General features: G+C 69.8%; 17 protein-coding genes. 3 read left to right on the forward strand and 14 right to left on the reverse strand.

The window, feature by feature from the left end:
- Window positions 1-29: 29 nt before the first annotated feature.
- Genes ABCS02_RS24800 through ABCS02_RS24810 form a run of 3 tightly spaced genes read right to left on the reverse strand, consistent with a single transcriptional unit; the run spans window position 30 to window position 2,737 of the window.
- The gene (locus ABCS02_RS24800) at window positions 30-1,241 is read right to left on the reverse strand and encodes a protein kinase (protein ID WP_345838362.1); all 1,212 of its coding nucleotides are present in this window, start codon (window positions 1,239-1,241) and stop codon (window positions 30-32) included.
- A gap of 12 nt (window positions 1,242-1,253) precedes the next feature.
- Entirely contained in the window at window positions 1,254-2,474 is a 1,221-nt protein-coding gene (gene chrA, locus ABCS02_RS24805; protein WP_345838363.1) for a chromate efflux transporter, read from the reverse strand.
- A complete protein-coding gene (locus tag ABCS02_RS24810) occupies window positions 2,471-2,737 on the reverse strand; it encodes a PadR family transcriptional regulator (RefSeq protein WP_345838602.1) in 267 nt (88 codons plus the stop codon). The genes chrA and ABCS02_RS24810 overlap by 4 nt, the downstream gene beginning before the upstream one ends.
- A gap of 292 nt (window positions 2,738-3,029) precedes the next feature.
- Between ABCS02_RS24810 and ABCS02_RS24815 the strand changes: the two genes are divergently transcribed.
- Window positions 3,030-3,944 (forward strand): patatin-like phospholipase family protein, encoded by a 915-nt coding sequence (locus ABCS02_RS24815; RefSeq protein WP_345838364.1) that lies wholly within the window; start codon window positions 3,030-3,032, stop codon window positions 3,942-3,944.
- A gap of 22 nt (window positions 3,945-3,966) precedes the next feature.
- On the opposite strand, the gene ABCS02_RS24820 is transcribed toward ABCS02_RS24815, so the two are convergent.
- The 5 genes from ABCS02_RS24820 to ABCS02_RS24840 form a co-directional block, all read right to left on the reverse strand.
- Window positions 3,967-4,350, reverse strand: a complete 384-nt coding sequence (locus tag ABCS02_RS24820) for a nuclear transport factor 2 family protein (RefSeq protein ID WP_345838365.1) — start codon at window positions 4,348-4,350, stop codon at window positions 3,967-3,969.
- A 7-nt stretch (window positions 4,351-4,357) separates the two neighbouring features.
- Window positions 4,358-5,245, reverse strand: coding sequence for an aldo/keto reductase (locus tag ABCS02_RS24825; RefSeq protein WP_345838366.1), 888 nt, complete (start codon window positions 5,243-5,245; stop codon window positions 4,358-4,360).
- Between the two features lie 19 nt (window positions 5,246-5,264).
- Window positions 5,265-5,594, reverse strand: a complete 330-nt coding sequence (locus ABCS02_RS24830) for a carboxymuconolactone decarboxylase family protein (protein ID WP_345838367.1) — start codon at window positions 5,592-5,594, stop codon at window positions 5,265-5,267.
- The gene (locus ABCS02_RS24835) at window positions 5,587-7,071 is read right to left on the reverse strand and encodes an MFS transporter (protein WP_345838368.1); all 1,485 of its coding nucleotides are present in this window, start codon (window positions 7,069-7,071) and stop codon (window positions 5,587-5,589) included. Before ABCS02_RS24835 ends, ABCS02_RS24830 begins: the two co-directional genes overlap by 8 nt.
- An 87-nt stretch (window positions 7,072-7,158) precedes the next feature.
- Window positions 7,159-8,724 (reverse strand): Na+/H+ antiporter, encoded by a 1,566-nt coding sequence (locus ABCS02_RS24840; protein ID WP_345838369.1) that lies wholly within the window; start codon window positions 8,722-8,724, stop codon window positions 7,159-7,161.
- A gap of 95 nt (window positions 8,725-8,819) precedes the next feature.
- Here ABCS02_RS24840 and ABCS02_RS24845 point away from each other — a divergent pair, with 95 nt between their 5' ends.
- A complete protein-coding gene (locus ABCS02_RS24845; protein ID WP_345838370.1) occupies window positions 8,820-9,707 on the forward strand; it encodes a helix-turn-helix transcriptional regulator in 888 nt (295 codons plus the stop codon).
- Between the two features lie 21 nt (window positions 9,708-9,728).
- The gene (locus ABCS02_RS24850; RefSeq protein WP_345838371.1) at window positions 9,729-10,325 is read left to right on the forward strand and encodes a cation transporter; all 597 of its coding nucleotides are present in this window, start codon (window positions 9,729-9,731) and stop codon (window positions 10,323-10,325) included.
- 10 nt (window positions 10,326-10,335) lie between these two features.
- Here ABCS02_RS24850 and ABCS02_RS24855 read toward each other — a convergent pair whose 3' ends face one another.
- The 6 genes from ABCS02_RS24855 to ABCS02_RS24880 form a co-directional block, all read right to left on the reverse strand.
- Window positions 10,336-11,376, reverse strand: coding sequence for an aldo/keto reductase (locus ABCS02_RS24855; protein ID WP_345838372.1), 1,041 nt, complete (start codon window positions 11,374-11,376; stop codon window positions 10,336-10,338).
- 97 nt (window positions 11,377-11,473) lie between these two features.
- The gene (locus ABCS02_RS24860; RefSeq protein ID WP_345838373.1) at window positions 11,474-11,935 is read right to left on the reverse strand and encodes an SRPBCC domain-containing protein; all 462 of its coding nucleotides are present in this window, start codon (window positions 11,933-11,935) and stop codon (window positions 11,474-11,476) included.
- Window positions 11,936-11,944: 9 nt separating this feature from the next.
- Window positions 11,945-12,592, reverse strand: coding sequence for a dihydrofolate reductase family protein (locus ABCS02_RS24865; RefSeq protein WP_345838374.1), 648 nt, complete (start codon window positions 12,590-12,592; stop codon window positions 11,945-11,947).
- Window positions 12,589-12,933: a metalloregulator ArsR/SmtB family transcription factor gene (locus ABCS02_RS24870; RefSeq protein ID WP_345838375.1), complete on the reverse strand. Its 345-nt coding sequence runs from the start codon at window positions 12,931-12,933 to the stop codon at window positions 12,589-12,591. The genes ABCS02_RS24865 and ABCS02_RS24870 overlap by 4 nt, the downstream gene beginning before the upstream one ends.
- A gap of 92 nt (window positions 12,934-13,025) precedes the next feature.
- Window positions 13,026-13,532, reverse strand: coding sequence for a DapH/DapD/GlmU-related protein (locus ABCS02_RS24875; RefSeq protein WP_345838376.1), 507 nt, complete (start codon window positions 13,530-13,532; stop codon window positions 13,026-13,028).
- A 122-nt stretch (window positions 13,533-13,654) separates the two neighbouring features.
- The gene (locus ABCS02_RS24880; RefSeq protein ID WP_345838377.1) at window positions 13,655-14,005 is read right to left on the reverse strand and encodes a hypothetical protein; all 351 of its coding nucleotides are present in this window, start codon (window positions 14,003-14,005) and stop codon (window positions 13,655-13,657) included.
- Window positions 14,006-14,099: the final 94 nt, after the last annotated feature.

Below are 14,099 nucleotides of genomic sequence, written 5' to 3' on the forward strand. Positions count from 1 at the left end.
AGCGCGCCCCTCCGACACGGGCGTCGCTGTCAGTCCTTGCCGTTGCCCTTGTCGCGGTTGCCATTGCTGGAACCGGGTCCCTTGTTCCCCTTGGTGACGTTCCCGTTGTCCTCGCCCTGGTTCCCGCCCGTGACGGGCACGGACACGACCGCGGTCGGCGACGGTGCGGGCGTCGACGCGGACACGAGAGGTGCGGGCGTCCCCGCCGGCATCGCCGCCAGGGACACGGTCACGACGGCCGCCGCGAGCACGACGGCCGCGGCTCCGCCGAGGAGCGGCACCCAGATCCGTGCCCGGATGCCACGGCGACCGGCATCCACCGGACTCGCCGCGACCGAGCCCGCCACCATGCCCGCGGTCATCGGGCGCGTCGGCGCGGTGGCTCCGCCCGCGACCGCCTCGGTCGGGAGCCGGGCGGCCCGCTCCGCCACCTCGCGCGCGGTCGGCCGCGCCTCGGGGCGCGGCGCAGTCATCGCCGCCAGGAGCGACGCCCACTCGTCGCCGAGCGACGCGGGGATGTCGGGCTGCCGCACGAGCCGCGCGGCCAGGGTCTCCGGCACCGAGGCCTCGCCGAACGCCGGCCGGCGGGTGTGCGCCTCCAGCAGAACCAGCCCAAGGGCGTAGACGTCCGAGCCGGGTCCGGGACGCTCGCCGCGCACCTGCTCGGGCGAGAGATAGGCGGCTGTCCCGAGGACCGTGCCGGTCGCGGTCACGCGGGCGGAGTCCACGAGGTGGGCGATGCCGAAGTCCGTGAGCGTCGCGCGGAACGTGCGATCCCTCGACCGGATGCTGCGGAGGATCACGTTCGACGGCTTGATGTCCCGGTGCACGATGCCGGCCGCATGCACGACGCTCAGCGCGTCGGCGAGCTCGACCGCCATCCCCGCGAGGTCCCGGCCGCCGATCGGCCCGCGCGCGATCCGCTCGCGGAGGGTCGGGCCGTCGAGGTACTCCATCACGAGGTATGCGTCGCCGGGATCGGCGAGATGCGCGTCGAAGAGGGTGACGAGCGACGGGTGGCTGAGCGATGCGAGCAGGCGCGTCTCCGACAGGTTCCGGAGCCGATCGGCGGAGGCGCTCCCGGGGTGGAAGACCTTCACCGCGACATCCCGGCCGAGGAGCTCGTCCCGCGCCCGATAGACCCGCGCCATCCCGCCTTCGCCGGCGAGCTCTTCGATGAGGTACCGGCCGTGCAGGCGATGGCCGGCACGGTGCCCGGAGGCCTCGAACACACTCGTCATGGTTCCAGTCAACTACGGAAGGAAGGCGAGCAGGATCCCCCCGGCGGCTCCGACGATGACCACGAGCCACGGCGGGAGCTTCCACGACATGAGCAGGACGAAGCACAGGAGCCCGAGGCAGAACGGCCCGGGACCGGTGATCGCGGTCGTGAACACCGGGTTGTAGAGCGCTGCCGCCAGGATGCCGACCACCGCCGCATTGGCGCCGCGCATGACGGCCTGTGCCCAGATGCGCCGCCGGAAGCCGTTCCAGAACGGCAGAACGCCGGTCAGCAGCAGAAAGCCCGGCAGGAAGACCCCGACGAGCGCGATTGCGGCGCCCGCGACACCGCCGGGGCCCACGGAGGACAGGGCACCGAGATACGCCGAGAACGTGAACAGGGGTCCGGGCACCGCCTGCGCCGCACCGTATCCCGCGAGGAACTGAGCGGGCGTGACCCAGCCCGGCTGGACGACGCTCGCCTGCAGGAGCGGCAGCACGACGTGGCCGCCGCCGAAGACGAACGATCCGGCGCTGTAGAACGCGTCGAACAGGGCGATGCCGCCGACCCCCGTGACGGCTGCGAGGATCGGCGTGACCACGAGGATGCCCGCGAACAACGCGAGGCAGATGACCCCGGCGACGCGCGAGACGGGGAAACGGATCATCGCGGACGGGTCGTTCGCCGCCTCGCGGCACAGGAGCAGGCCGGCGACGGCGCCGACCACGATCGCGCCGAGCTGGCCGACCGAGCCGGCGAACGCGATCGCGACGACCGCCGCGACGACGGCGATCCCGGCCCGCCGCCGGTCGGGGGTCAGCGTGCGCGCCATGCCCCAGACCGCCTGCGCGACGATGGCTACCGCGACGATCTGGAGTCCGTCCAGGATGCCGCGGCCCACCACGCTGTCGAACAGGCTCGCGCCGTATGCGAACGCGACCATGAGGATCGCGGAGGGCAGCGTGAACGCGAGGAAGGCCGCGAGCGCACCACGCCATCCCGCGCGGAAGAGCCCGATCCCGAACCCGACCTGACTCGACGCGGGGCCGGGCAGGAACTGGCCGAGCGCGACGAGGTCCCCGAACTCCTTGTCGTCGAGCCAACGCCGCCGCGTCACGACCTCGGCGCGGAAGTAGCCGAGGTGGGCGATCGGGCCGCCGAACGACGTCACACCGAGCTTCAAGAAGACGCGGAACACTTCCCATGCTGAGCCCTGACCTTCCTGCACCGCGGGCTGCACCTCTGTCGTCATGCGTCGCGCTCCTCTCGCACGAAGATGCGTACGCGCTCCCGGGCGAGCGCGAGTCCCTGTCGCCCCTTCTCGGTCGCGGCGTACAGCTTGCGCGTCGTCCGCCCGTCGCGCTCCGACCGCACGGTGAGGTATCCGTCCTCCACCATCTTGTGCAGCATCGGGTAGAGCGTGCCGGGGGAGAGGCGGTAGCCGTGGCTCGCCAGCTCCTCGATCATCCAGAGCCCGTAGATCTCCTCCTGCGACGCGTGGAACAGGATGTGCATCCGTACGAACCCCGCGAGCAGGTCGCGATGCTCCCACTCGTCGGGCGTTGCTTCCTCTGTCACACCCTCAGTATCGAGTGTCGATAACGAAATCCGGCTGCTGAAGATCGCCTGTTCCCGAAGTGTTCATCGCTCCTCGCCCGACCGGTAGGCTGCTCGATGATCGTGTTCCGCCGAGAGGAGGTCAGACCCATGTCCGCACATCCGCAGTGGGTGCTCCCTCGCTCACGATCGCGCGACCGAGGTAGTCGCGTCAGGGAGCGTCCGCACGCATTCGCGAAAGACGACTCCCATGAACACCACATCTTCTTCCACTCCGCACCTCCACCCGACGTCCGGTGAGCGGGCCCTCGTCCTCGCCGGCGGGGGAGCGGCGGGCAACGCCTGGGTGCTCGGCGTCATCGCCGGCCTCTCCGATGCCGGAGTCGACGTCGTCGACGCCGACGTCGTCATCGGGACCTCGTCGGGATCGACGGTAGCCGCGCAGATCACCGGTGACACTCCACCGGCCGCGCTCTACACCTCGATCCTCGCCGAGGCCCCCACGGCCGCCGATCGGGGATCCGCGGGCGCACGCGCCCCCATCCTGTCCGGGCAGAGCTACCTGGACTGGTCGAACGCGATCATCGCGTCCTCGGCCGATCCTTCCGACATGCGTCGCCGGATCGGCGCGGCCGCCCTGGAGCGGGATGCCGCGGACGGCTCGCCGACGCGCTGGCGCGAGATCGTCGCCGCCCGGCTGCCGAACGCGCACTGGCCGCAGCAGCGCGTGCTCATCACGGCCGTCGACGCCCGCAGCGGGGAGCCGGTCGTGTTCGACCGCGACAGCGGCGTCGAGCTCGTCGACGCCGTCGCGGCCAGCACCTCGGCGATGACGCCCTACCGGATCGGCGAGAACCGCTACCTCAACGGCAGCTACCGGCGCGGTGAGAACGCCGACCTGGCCCTCGGCTACCGTCGCGTCCTCGTGCTCGTGCCCTTCGGCGGCAGGTCACGGATGCCTGCCACGTGGGGCATGGACCTCGCGACGCAGGTCGCCGAGCTCCGCGCGGCGGGGAGCCGCGTGGAGACGATCGTTCCGGACGCAACGACGGCCGACCTGTTCGACGCCAACGCGCTGGATCCGGCGACACGGCAGCGCGCGGCCCGGGGAGGCTACGACCAAGGCCGCACGCTCGCCGCGTCGCTCGCCGGTTTCTGGCGCTGAGGACGGCGGGCGAGCCGCGCGGTCACCAGGTGCTGGCGACGGTGCGGCTCGCGATCCATCCGTCCGGAGTCCGCGTGTAGTCGATCCGGAGCCGGAGGGGCCAGTTCCCCTCCGCGCCCCAGATCGTGGCGTGCGTGTGCGAGCGCGCCGTCAGACTGACCCGCTCCGCCGTGACATCGGTCGTGATGTCGACGTTGCGGATGGAGTGGTAGGTCATCTCGCCGCTCTCGACGTCGCCCAGCCACTCTCTCCGCGACTGGACGTACCCGGTCATGTGCGTGAGCGTGAAGTCCGGGGCCAGCAGGTCGCCGAGCCCGTCCGCGTCCGCGCCGGTCATCGCCTCGCACTGCGCGAGATAGTTCGCCGTGACCTGCGCGGCGACGTCCTGGTCGGTCTCGTCGGTCATGCCCGGATCACGCCTCCGGAATCGACCAGCTGAAGAACTCTTCCCGGGCCTGGTCGGGGTCGGGCCCGCCACGGACACCGGTGTCGAGCGCGTCGATACGGGCGAGTTCCTCGCCGCTCAGCTCGAAGTCGAACACGTCGAAGTTCTCGGCGATCCGGGTCGGGTTGGTCGACTTGGGGATGACCGACCGGCCCTCCTGGATGCCCCAGCGCAGCATGACCTGCGCCGGGCTCTTGCCGTGCTCGCGCGCGATCTCCGCGATCGTCGGGTCCTGCATGACGTTGCGGCGCTCGTCGCCCCACGGGCCCGGGTAGAACGTGATCCCGCCGATGGGCGACCACGCCTGGGTGAGGATGCCGTGTGCGGCATCGGCGCGCTGCACGTCGGGCTGGGTGAAGTAGGGGTGCAGCTCGATCTGGTTCACGGCCGGGACCACGTTCGTCTCCTGCAGCAGGCGCTCCAGGTGGTGCGGCATGAAGTTGCTCACGCCGATCGCGCGGACCTTGCCCTCCGCGAGCAGGGTCTCGAGGCCCTTGTACGCGGCGATCGTCGTCTCGAAGCGAGCGGGGACGGGCTGGTGCAGGATGAACAGGTCGAGCGTGTCGACGCCGAGCTTGCCCGCCGACTTGTCGAAGGCGTGGATCGTCTCGTCGTAGCCGAAGTCGGTGACCCAGACCTTCGTCTCGATGAAGACGTCGCTGCGGTCGACCCCGGAGTTGCGGAGGCCCTCGCCGACCTCGCGCTCGTTGCCGTAGGCCGCGGCCGTGTCGATGTGCCGGTATCCGACGCGCAGCGCCGCCTCGACGGCCGCGGCCGTCTCAGCCGGCGGGCTCTGGAAGACGCCGAGCCCGATCGCGGGGAGGGTGACGCCGTTGTTGAGAGTGAGGTCGAGCATGATGCCTTCTTTCAGTCGGTCAGTCGGTCGAGGCGGGGAAGACGTTCTTGGCGACGAGGAGGGCGCTGAGCGCCCGCGGCCAGCCCGCGTAGAACGCGAGATGGATCATCGCCTCCTTGAGCTCCTCCGGGGTGAGCCCGTTCTGCTGGGCTACTCCGAGGTGGCCGACCAGCTGGTCGGTGGATCCGTTCGCGATCAGGGTAGCGACCGTGATCAAGCTGCGGTCGCGCGGCGTGAGGCCGGGACGTTGCCAGATGTCGCCGAAGAGCAGGTCGTCGGTGAGCTCCACGAACGCCGGGGAGAAGTCGCCGAGCATGCGCTGCACAGGGGTCGCCTCGGTGTCAGACATGAGCGTTCTCCTTCCGGACGGCGACCGGAGCCGGGTCCGCGGGGCGCCGCCGGCGGGCGATCGACGCGGGGACGACCAGCGCGAGGACGATCACGAGGCTGGCGAGGAGGAACAGGCTTCCGCCCGTCAGGGCGGCGGTGGCCTCCGCCGTGATGGTGACCGCCGTGCCTCCCGTCGTGCCGGCTGCCGCGGCGCCCGCGATGGCGACGAGGATGCCGAGGCCTAGGGAGGAGCCGATCTGGTGGAACGTGTTGACCACGCCCGATGCCGCACCGGCGTCGGCAGCGGTCGCGCCGCTGATGCCGAACGTCGTCATCGGCGCGAACGCGAGACCCTGGCCGGCACCGATGAAGAGCATCGGAAGGGCGACGCCGGTGAGGTAGTCGCTGGACGGCGTGATGTGGCTGAGCCAGAACATTCCGCCGAGCGTGAGGACGACTCCGGCGATGAGCGGCAGCGTGTTGCCGAGCCACGCGGTGAGCCGCGGGATCGCCAGCGCGAACGCGAAGTTCACGAACGTCATCGGCAGGAACGCGAGCCCCGCCTGGAGCGGTGTGAACCCGAGGACCTCCTGCAGGTACTGGCTGGTGAAGAAGAAGAACCCGATCATCGCGCCGAGGTACAGCAGACGGGTCAGGTAGGCGCCCGTGCGCAGGCGGCTGGCGAACAGACGCAGCGGCATGATCGGCTGAACGGCGCGGGCCTCGGCGATGATGAAGAGGGTCAGCACGACGGCGGCCACAGCGAACCCGACGAGCGTCGGGACGGTGGTCCAGCCGAACTCCGCCGCGTAGAGGATGGCGAACACGAGGGATCCGACCCCGACGGTCGAGGTGATCGCGCCGACGATGTCGAACCGGCCGGGGAGCGCGGGCGTACGGGGGAGGAACCGGGGCGCGAGGATCAGCATCGCGAGCCCGATCGGGACGTTGATGAAGAAGCCGGCCCGCCAGGAGAACCACGAGGCCATGGCGCCGCCGACGACGAGACCCAGGCTCGCGCCGATGCCGGCGGTGGCCGAGTACCACGCGACGGCGCGGGAGCGTTCCTCGCCCTCGAAGGTGGCGGTGATGAGCGACAGGGCGGACGGAGCGACGATCGCGGCGCCGATGCCCTGGATGGCCCGGGTCGCGATGATCCACCAGGCGGCGGGGGAGAGGGCGATCAGCAGCGACGCGACGGCGAACACGATGAGCCCGAAGATGAAGACCGGCTTGCGGCCGAGGATGTCGCCGGCACGCGCGCCCAGCAGCAGCAGCCCGCCGAACACGAGCGTGTAGGCGTCCTGCACCCAGGCGAGCTCGGTCCCGGTCAAGTGCAGATCCGCCTGCAGGCTCGGCAGCGCGGTGAAGATCACCGAGTTGTCGAGCAGGATCATGAAGTAGCTGACGAGGACGATCGTGAGGATCGCGCCCTTGTGCAGCCGGGTGGTGCTGTGCAGGGTCGTGGTGCGGATGGCACCGGATGTCGCGGTCATGGAGTTCCTTCCCGCATCTATGGCATCACCGCACCCGGGGCGATGGCAGTGTCAGGTGTCCCAGGTACTGCCGCAACCCCCCTCCCGTCACTCGAGGAGTTCGGGCTGGCTCAGCCGCAGCTCCTCCCGGTCCAGGCGGGTCTGCATGATCCGCAGGGCGGTGTCGCTGATGACGCCCTCGTCGCGAAGCCGGATCATGACGTCGCGCTTGCGCTTCAGCAGCGCCAGTCGCAGGGTCGTGTACTCCTCGTCGCGGGCGAGGAGGAGTCGGTCGTCCTCGTTCCCGCTGGCATCCATCACCTCGAGGTGATCCCGGTACTCCTCGAACACGCGGTCGCGGACGGCGTCGGAGAGGCCCAGATGCGCGGACAGGTCGCCGATGTCGGCCAGCGCCTCCGCGGTGGCGGCGTGCTGCGCCTTGGCGAGCTCGTCGTCCACGGAGGTGTCCGGCTGGAACCTCGCCCACCGGACGACCGGCGGCAGAAGAATGCCCTGTACGACGAGCGTGAGGATGACGACGCCGGTGGCGACGAAGATGATCTCCGCGCGCCCGCTGAGGGTCGCGGGCACCGCGAGCGCGACCGCGAGCGAGATCGCGCCGCGGAAGCCGGCGATCGCGGAGACCACCCGGGCCCGGTAGGTCATGCGGCGTCCGCGCTGCGAGGGACGCCGGTCGAGGAGGCGGATCAGCCACACCGTAACCATCTGGAACACGAATCGGATGACGATGATCGCCAGCCACGCCAGCACGGTCAGGGCGATCAGCACGGGGATCTCCGACCCGGCGACGGCACGGATCGCGGACTGCGCCTCGATGCCGATGAGCACGAAGAGGGCCCCGTTGAGGATGCTGGTCGTCAGCGACCAGAACGCCGCCGTCTGCTGACGGGACTGCGGGGTGCTCGCGCGGGGACCGGTCTGGCTGAGCATGAGGCCCGCGACGACGACCGCGATCACTCCCGACGCGTGGATCAGCTCCGCGCCGAGGAACGCGACGAACGGCACGACCACGAGCGCGGTGTTGTTCACGATCGGCTCGCCGAGCCGCCGCAACAGGAGAGTGCCCAGCCATCCCGCGAGGAGGCCCACCGCGCCACCGCCGACGTAGGCGAGGACGACCAGGCCGGTGATCTCCCAGCCCGTGTAGGCGACATGGCTGACGGCCGCGCCGACGGCGATCGAGTAGATCACAAGGGCGCTACCGTCGTTGATGAGGCTCTCCGCGCGGAGGATCGTCATGTTCCGGTGCGGGAGCGAGCGGGCCATCGCGCCGACCGCGGTGGCATCCGTCGGGGCGAGCGCCGCGCCGAGGATCAGCGCCGCGCCCCATCCGAGCCCGAGGGCGACTCCGATCCCGGCGATGCCGAAGGCGCTCGCGGCGACGAGCAGCGTGCTGAGGATGAGGATGCCGCGCAGGTCCCGCCGGATCTCGCGCAGCGACGTCGTCAGAGACTCCCAGAACAGCAGCGCCGGGAGGAACAGCACCAACACCGCCTCGGACGGGAGGTGGATCTCCCGGACCAGCGGCACGAAGCCGGCGAGGAGCCCGAGCACGAGCTGCAGCAGCGGAGCGGGTACCCTCAGCCACGGGGCGAGCCAGGACCCCAGCAGGACGAGAACGCCGATGAGGACGATGATCTCCAGCGGGTTCATGCCTCCGCTCCTTTCGACATCCCCCTCAGGGTACGGGCATCCCTGGTACTGACAGACCCTCCCGCCGGTGTCGCGCGCCGCGTACCGTCGATGTCATGGATCACCGCAAAGAAGTGCGCGAGTTCCTCTCCACGCGCAGAGATCGCATCACGCCGGACCAGGCCGGACTGCCTGCCTACGGCGGCAACCGTCGCGTGCCCGGGCTGCGCCGCGAAGAAGTGGCTCTGCTGTCCGGCGTCAGCGTCGACTACTACACGCGCCTGGAGCGCGGTGACCTCTCGGGCGCGTCCGACAGCGTGCTGGACTCCCTCGCCCGCGCCCTGCAGCTGGACGACGCGGAGACCGCGCACCTGTTCGACCTCGCCCGCACGGCGAACGCGTCGCCCGGGGCGAGAAAGCCGCGCAAACGCGCGGACGACGGCATCCGACCGAGCATCCTGCGTCTGCTGGACGCGATCACCGATGCCCCGGCGATGATCCGCAACAACTACTTCGACTACGTCGCCGCGAACCAGCTCGGCCGCGCGCTGTACTCGCCGGTGTTCGCGGAGCCCGCGCCCAACAGCGCCCGGTTCGCCTTCCTCAACCCGGACGCGCCGGAGTTCTACGTCGACTGGGACAAGAACACGCAGGAGCTCGTCGCGACGATGCGCGGCGAGGCCGGGCGCAACCCGTACGACAAGCGGCTCACGGACCTCGTGGGGGAGCTGTCGACCCGCTCCGAGCGGTTCCGCACCCTGTGGGCGGCGCACAACGTCCGCTACCACCGCTCGGGCGTCAAGCGGCTCCACCACCCGGTCGTCGGCGACCTCGAGCTCACCTACGAGGCGTTCGAGCTCCCGGCCGACCCGGGGCTGACCCTCTCCACGTACACCGCCGAGCCGGGTTCGCCCTCCGCCGACGCGCTTCGGATGCTCGCCAGCTGGGCCGCCACGACCGCCCCACCGGCGCCCGCGCCGCGGACGGAGTCCGCCGACCTGTAGGACTCCGCTATCCTTCTCGGCGTGCCTACCGATCGCCTGCCCGCGGATCGAACGAGGCTCCGCCGCGCCGGGATCGGGCTGGAGGCGATCACCCTCGGGTGGAACGTCGTCGGCGTGGTCCTGCTGGCCTACCTCGCCTATCGATCGGGCTCGGTCGCGCTGCTGGGCTTCGGCCTCGACAGCCTGATCGAGATCGGGGCCTCGGCGGTCGTGATCTGGGAGCTGACGGGTGCGAGCGAGGAGCGCCAGCGCGTCGCGCTCCGGCTGATCGGGATCGCGTTCCTGCTGCTCGCGCTGTACCTGCTGGTCCAGGCGGCGATCGCGCTGCTGTCGGGCCATCGGGCGGAGCCGACCGCCGGGGGGATCTGGTGGACCGCGGCGACCGCCGTGGCGATGTTCGCCCTTGCCGCGGGGAAGCACCGTATCGGCCGCCGGCTGGGGAACCCCGTGCTCATCACGGAGGGGAAGGTGACCCTCGTCGACGGGATCCTGGCAACGGCTGTGCTGGTGGGCATCCTGCTCAACGCGCTGCTGGGCTGGTGGTGGGCCGATCCGCTCGCCGGGCTCGTGATCGTCTTCTACGCGGTGCGGGAAGCGATCCACGCCCTCCGCGGCTGAGGGTACCCGCTCAGCGCTTGTCGAGGGCGAACTGGGGGAGGCTCGCCATGAGCTCCTTCTCGTCAGCGGCCTGGAAGTCGTGGCGCGGCGTGTAGTCCCGCTGCAGCTCGGCGATCTCGTCGGCATCCAGCCGCACGTCGATCGACGCGATCGCGTCGTCGAGCTGCGAGACGCGGCTCACGCCCACGACGGGCGCCGTCACCACGGGCTGCGCGTGCAGCCAGGCGAGCGCCACCTGCGCGCGGGGGAGTCCCCGCCGCTCGGCGACGCGTCCTACCGCGTCGATGATCGCCCGATCGGACTCCTCCGTGAGGGATCCGTAGAGAATGTCGGCGTACTCGTCCCGCTGCCCGCGTGCGGTGGCCTTGCTCTCGTCCCATGCCCGCGCGAGGCGACCGCGGGCGAGGGGACTCCAGACGAGGGTCCCCACACCCTCGTCGAGGCAGAGGGGGACCATCTCGCGCTCCTCCTCGCGCTGCAGCAGGTTGTAGTGGTCCTGCATCGACACGAACCGTGCCCACCCGTTCTCGCGCTGCAGGCGCAGTGCCTTGGCGAACTCCCATGCCCGCATCGAGGAGGCGCCGAGATAGCGGACCTTGCCCGCCTTGACGAGGTCGTGCAACGCCTCGAGCGTCTCCTCCCACGGCACGGAGCGATCGATGCGGTGGACCTGGTAGAGGTCGATGTAGTCGGTGCCGAGCCGCCGGAGCGAGTGCTCGACCTCGGTCATGATCGTCTTGCGCGAGAGGCCGTCGGCGTTCGGACCGGACCGCATCTCGTGACGGATCTTGCTCGCGATCACGAGCGCGTCGCGGTCGCCGTAGTCGCGCAGCGCCCGGCCGAGGATCTCCTCGCTCGATCCGTTCGAGTACATGTTCGCCGTGTCGAAGAAGTTGACGCCGGCCTCGATCGCGTGCCGGATCAGCGGGCGAGAGGCGTCCTCGTCGAGCGACCAGGTGGGATGGCCCCGATCCGGTTCACCGAACGTGAGGCAACCGACCGCGATCGGCGACACCTCCAGGCCGCTGCTGCCGAGCTTCACGTACTCCATGGGCGGTCTCCGATCTCCGTGTCCAGGAGCCTATGAATACACGCGGGGGAGAAGCGGACGCCGATCTCGGTGGCCGGACCGAGCGGGGGAGGAGCGGTCACCGGGTGACGTACTGTCCGAGCTTCTCCAGGATGCCGCGGCTGCCGGCCTCCCGGTTCGGTCCGTCCGCCCAGAACCGGTCGAGGAAGACCCCGTGCTCCGCCTGCGTCAATCGTGTGCCGCCGTCGATCGGTTCGAACTCGAACGACGCGACCGAGGTCGACATGTGGACCCCGTCGAGCCACATGTCGTACGTGTTCACGATCCGGACGCGCTCGACGATGTCGGTGTAGGTCCCCTCGAACCGGGACACCGGGCCGGCGTGGAACGCCCCCTCAGCGATGTCGCGCCCGCCGACGCGGAAGTCGAAGACCCAGGCGCCGGGCTCGAACGCGTCGTCGACGGCGAACCAGGCGTACTTCTCCTCCTCCCGCGCGAACGCGTCCCAGACGCGTTCGAGGGGGACGGGGTAGTCGCGGTGCAGGGTGAATCCGGAATGCGCGAGGCGTCTTTCGGTCATGGCGATCTCCTAGCGGGCGAAGGTGACGTGGATGACGCCGCTCTCGGCGACCTCGGTCGTCACGGTGTAGCCGTCCTCCAGACCACGCAGGTCGTCCCAGAGGAGCGTCCCGCGGCCGAGGATGACCGGCGCGATCATGACGTGCAGCCGATCGACGAGGCCCGCGAGCAGGAACTGCCGCGCGGTGCTGATCCCGCCGCCGACCCGCACGTCCTTCCCGCCCGCAGCCTCGCTCGCCTCCGCGAGCACCGTGGCGATGGCGTCGTCACGGAAGTGGAAGGTCGTCCCGCCGGCCATCTCGATCGGCGGCCGGGGCGCTGTGTGCGTGAGCACGTAGACGGGCGTGTGGAACGGGGGCTCGTCGCCCCACCAGCCCTTCCAGTCCGGATCGTCGGGGAAGGAGTGGAGGCCGAACATCCCGGCGCCCATGATCTCGGCGCCGATGCCCTCGGTGAATGCGGCGGCGTACTGGTCGTCGACGCCGGTCGTGCCGGCACCGCTCGTGTCGCCGAACAACGTGCGACGGAAGGTACGGGTCGCGACATAGGCGGCGGTGAGGCGATCCCAGTCCAGGCCCATCGGGCTCTCGGGCGTCGGCTCGGCGGTCGCGGCGTAGCCGTCGAGCGAGAGGAACAGGTCCATGCGAACACGTGTCATGTCAGGTCTCCTTCGGGGGTCGTGCGGGTCAAGTGGACGCCGAGCCGGTCGGCTCGTCGCTCTGCCGGTGTCCGTTGCTCGCCGAGCCACAGGTGCAGCACGTCGAGGGCGCCCGGCCGCAGGCTGACCGTGCGGACGCGGCCGACCTTCTCCGACGTCACCACGCCCGCCTTCTCGAGGATCCCCAGATGCTGCATCAAGGAGGGGAGTGCCATCGAGAACGGCGCCGCGAGCTCCGACACCACGGCCGGCGATTTCGCCAACCGCTCCACGACGGCCCGACGCGTCGGATCCGCAAGCGCGCGGAGGACGGCGTCGAGTTCGTCGATATACTTAGGCATTTGCCTAAATATTAGCAGCAGGGGAGAGCGTGTCAAGGGACGCCGACGCATCGTGAGCCCCCACGGATTGAGGGGAGGACCCCAACAGCTCCCTATGACGCCGATTCGAAGTTCCGACGAGTGATGTAGTTGTGGCCGCTGACGATGCAGTTGGCCGGCACGTCTTTCGCCACGACGGCACCAGCCGCGACGACGGCGCCGGCTCCGATGGTCACCCCCGGGGCCACGGTCGCGTTGGCTCCAATCCACACGTTCGCTTCGATGACGATCGGGGCGACCGTGATGCCGTCGAATCGCTTGGCGGGGTCAACCGGGTGGCCTGCGGTCGCCAGCGTCACCCCGGGGCCGATCAGAGTTCTGTCTCCGATCGAAATGCCCCCCATGTCGTAGAACGCGCAGTTCTGATTCACGAAGACATAGTCCCCGAACTCCAGGTTGAGACCGAAGTCGCAGAAGAACGGGGGGAAGAGCCTCAGCGTCTCGGGAACGGGACGACCGAAGATTTCGCAGAGAAGCTCGGTACGCCCGACGACATCGCTGTGGCGCAGCATGTTGAGGCGCGACGTCAGGTCCATGACAACCTGCGTTCGGTCGGTCACAGCTTTCGATTCGGGAGTGTGTCTGAGAATGAGACGTTCGTTTCGCATAGGTCGTAATCGTCCCGCGCAGCGGGGCGCCCGCTGCGCGGGACGACGCGTGTCGAGTCGACCGACAAACACCGTCAGATCGCGGACTGGAACACGAGGGCTGAGATCACATACGCGATCACGGTGAGCGAGATTCCCAGCGCGGGCACCCACGTCAGGGATCCATCGTCGTATTCGGTTCGTCGACGTGCCAGCGTGAACAGCAACGCCATCGTGCCGGCGAGCAGGAGCGCCGCCACGACGAAGAACACATCGCCAGCAGCCCACATCAGTCCCGTGTCGCACGTCACGGACGCGCTCGCGCACGAGTCCAAACTCAATCGCTGCAGCCACGCAAGAAGGCTCGTTCCGGCAGCGACGACCACCTGCACCGCAACAAGAGTGGGTGCCAGGTATCGGTGGGTAGGAACCTCTCGGTCAGCCACGATCACGAGCGTAGTGAGACGCCAGAAGGGAACCGTCAACTGACATAATGTGCATTATCGGTGATATGGCGAAAGCCTCGTCGTGCTCGCCTGT

The sequence above is a fragment of the Microbacterium sp. X-17 genome, from assembly GCF_039615055.1.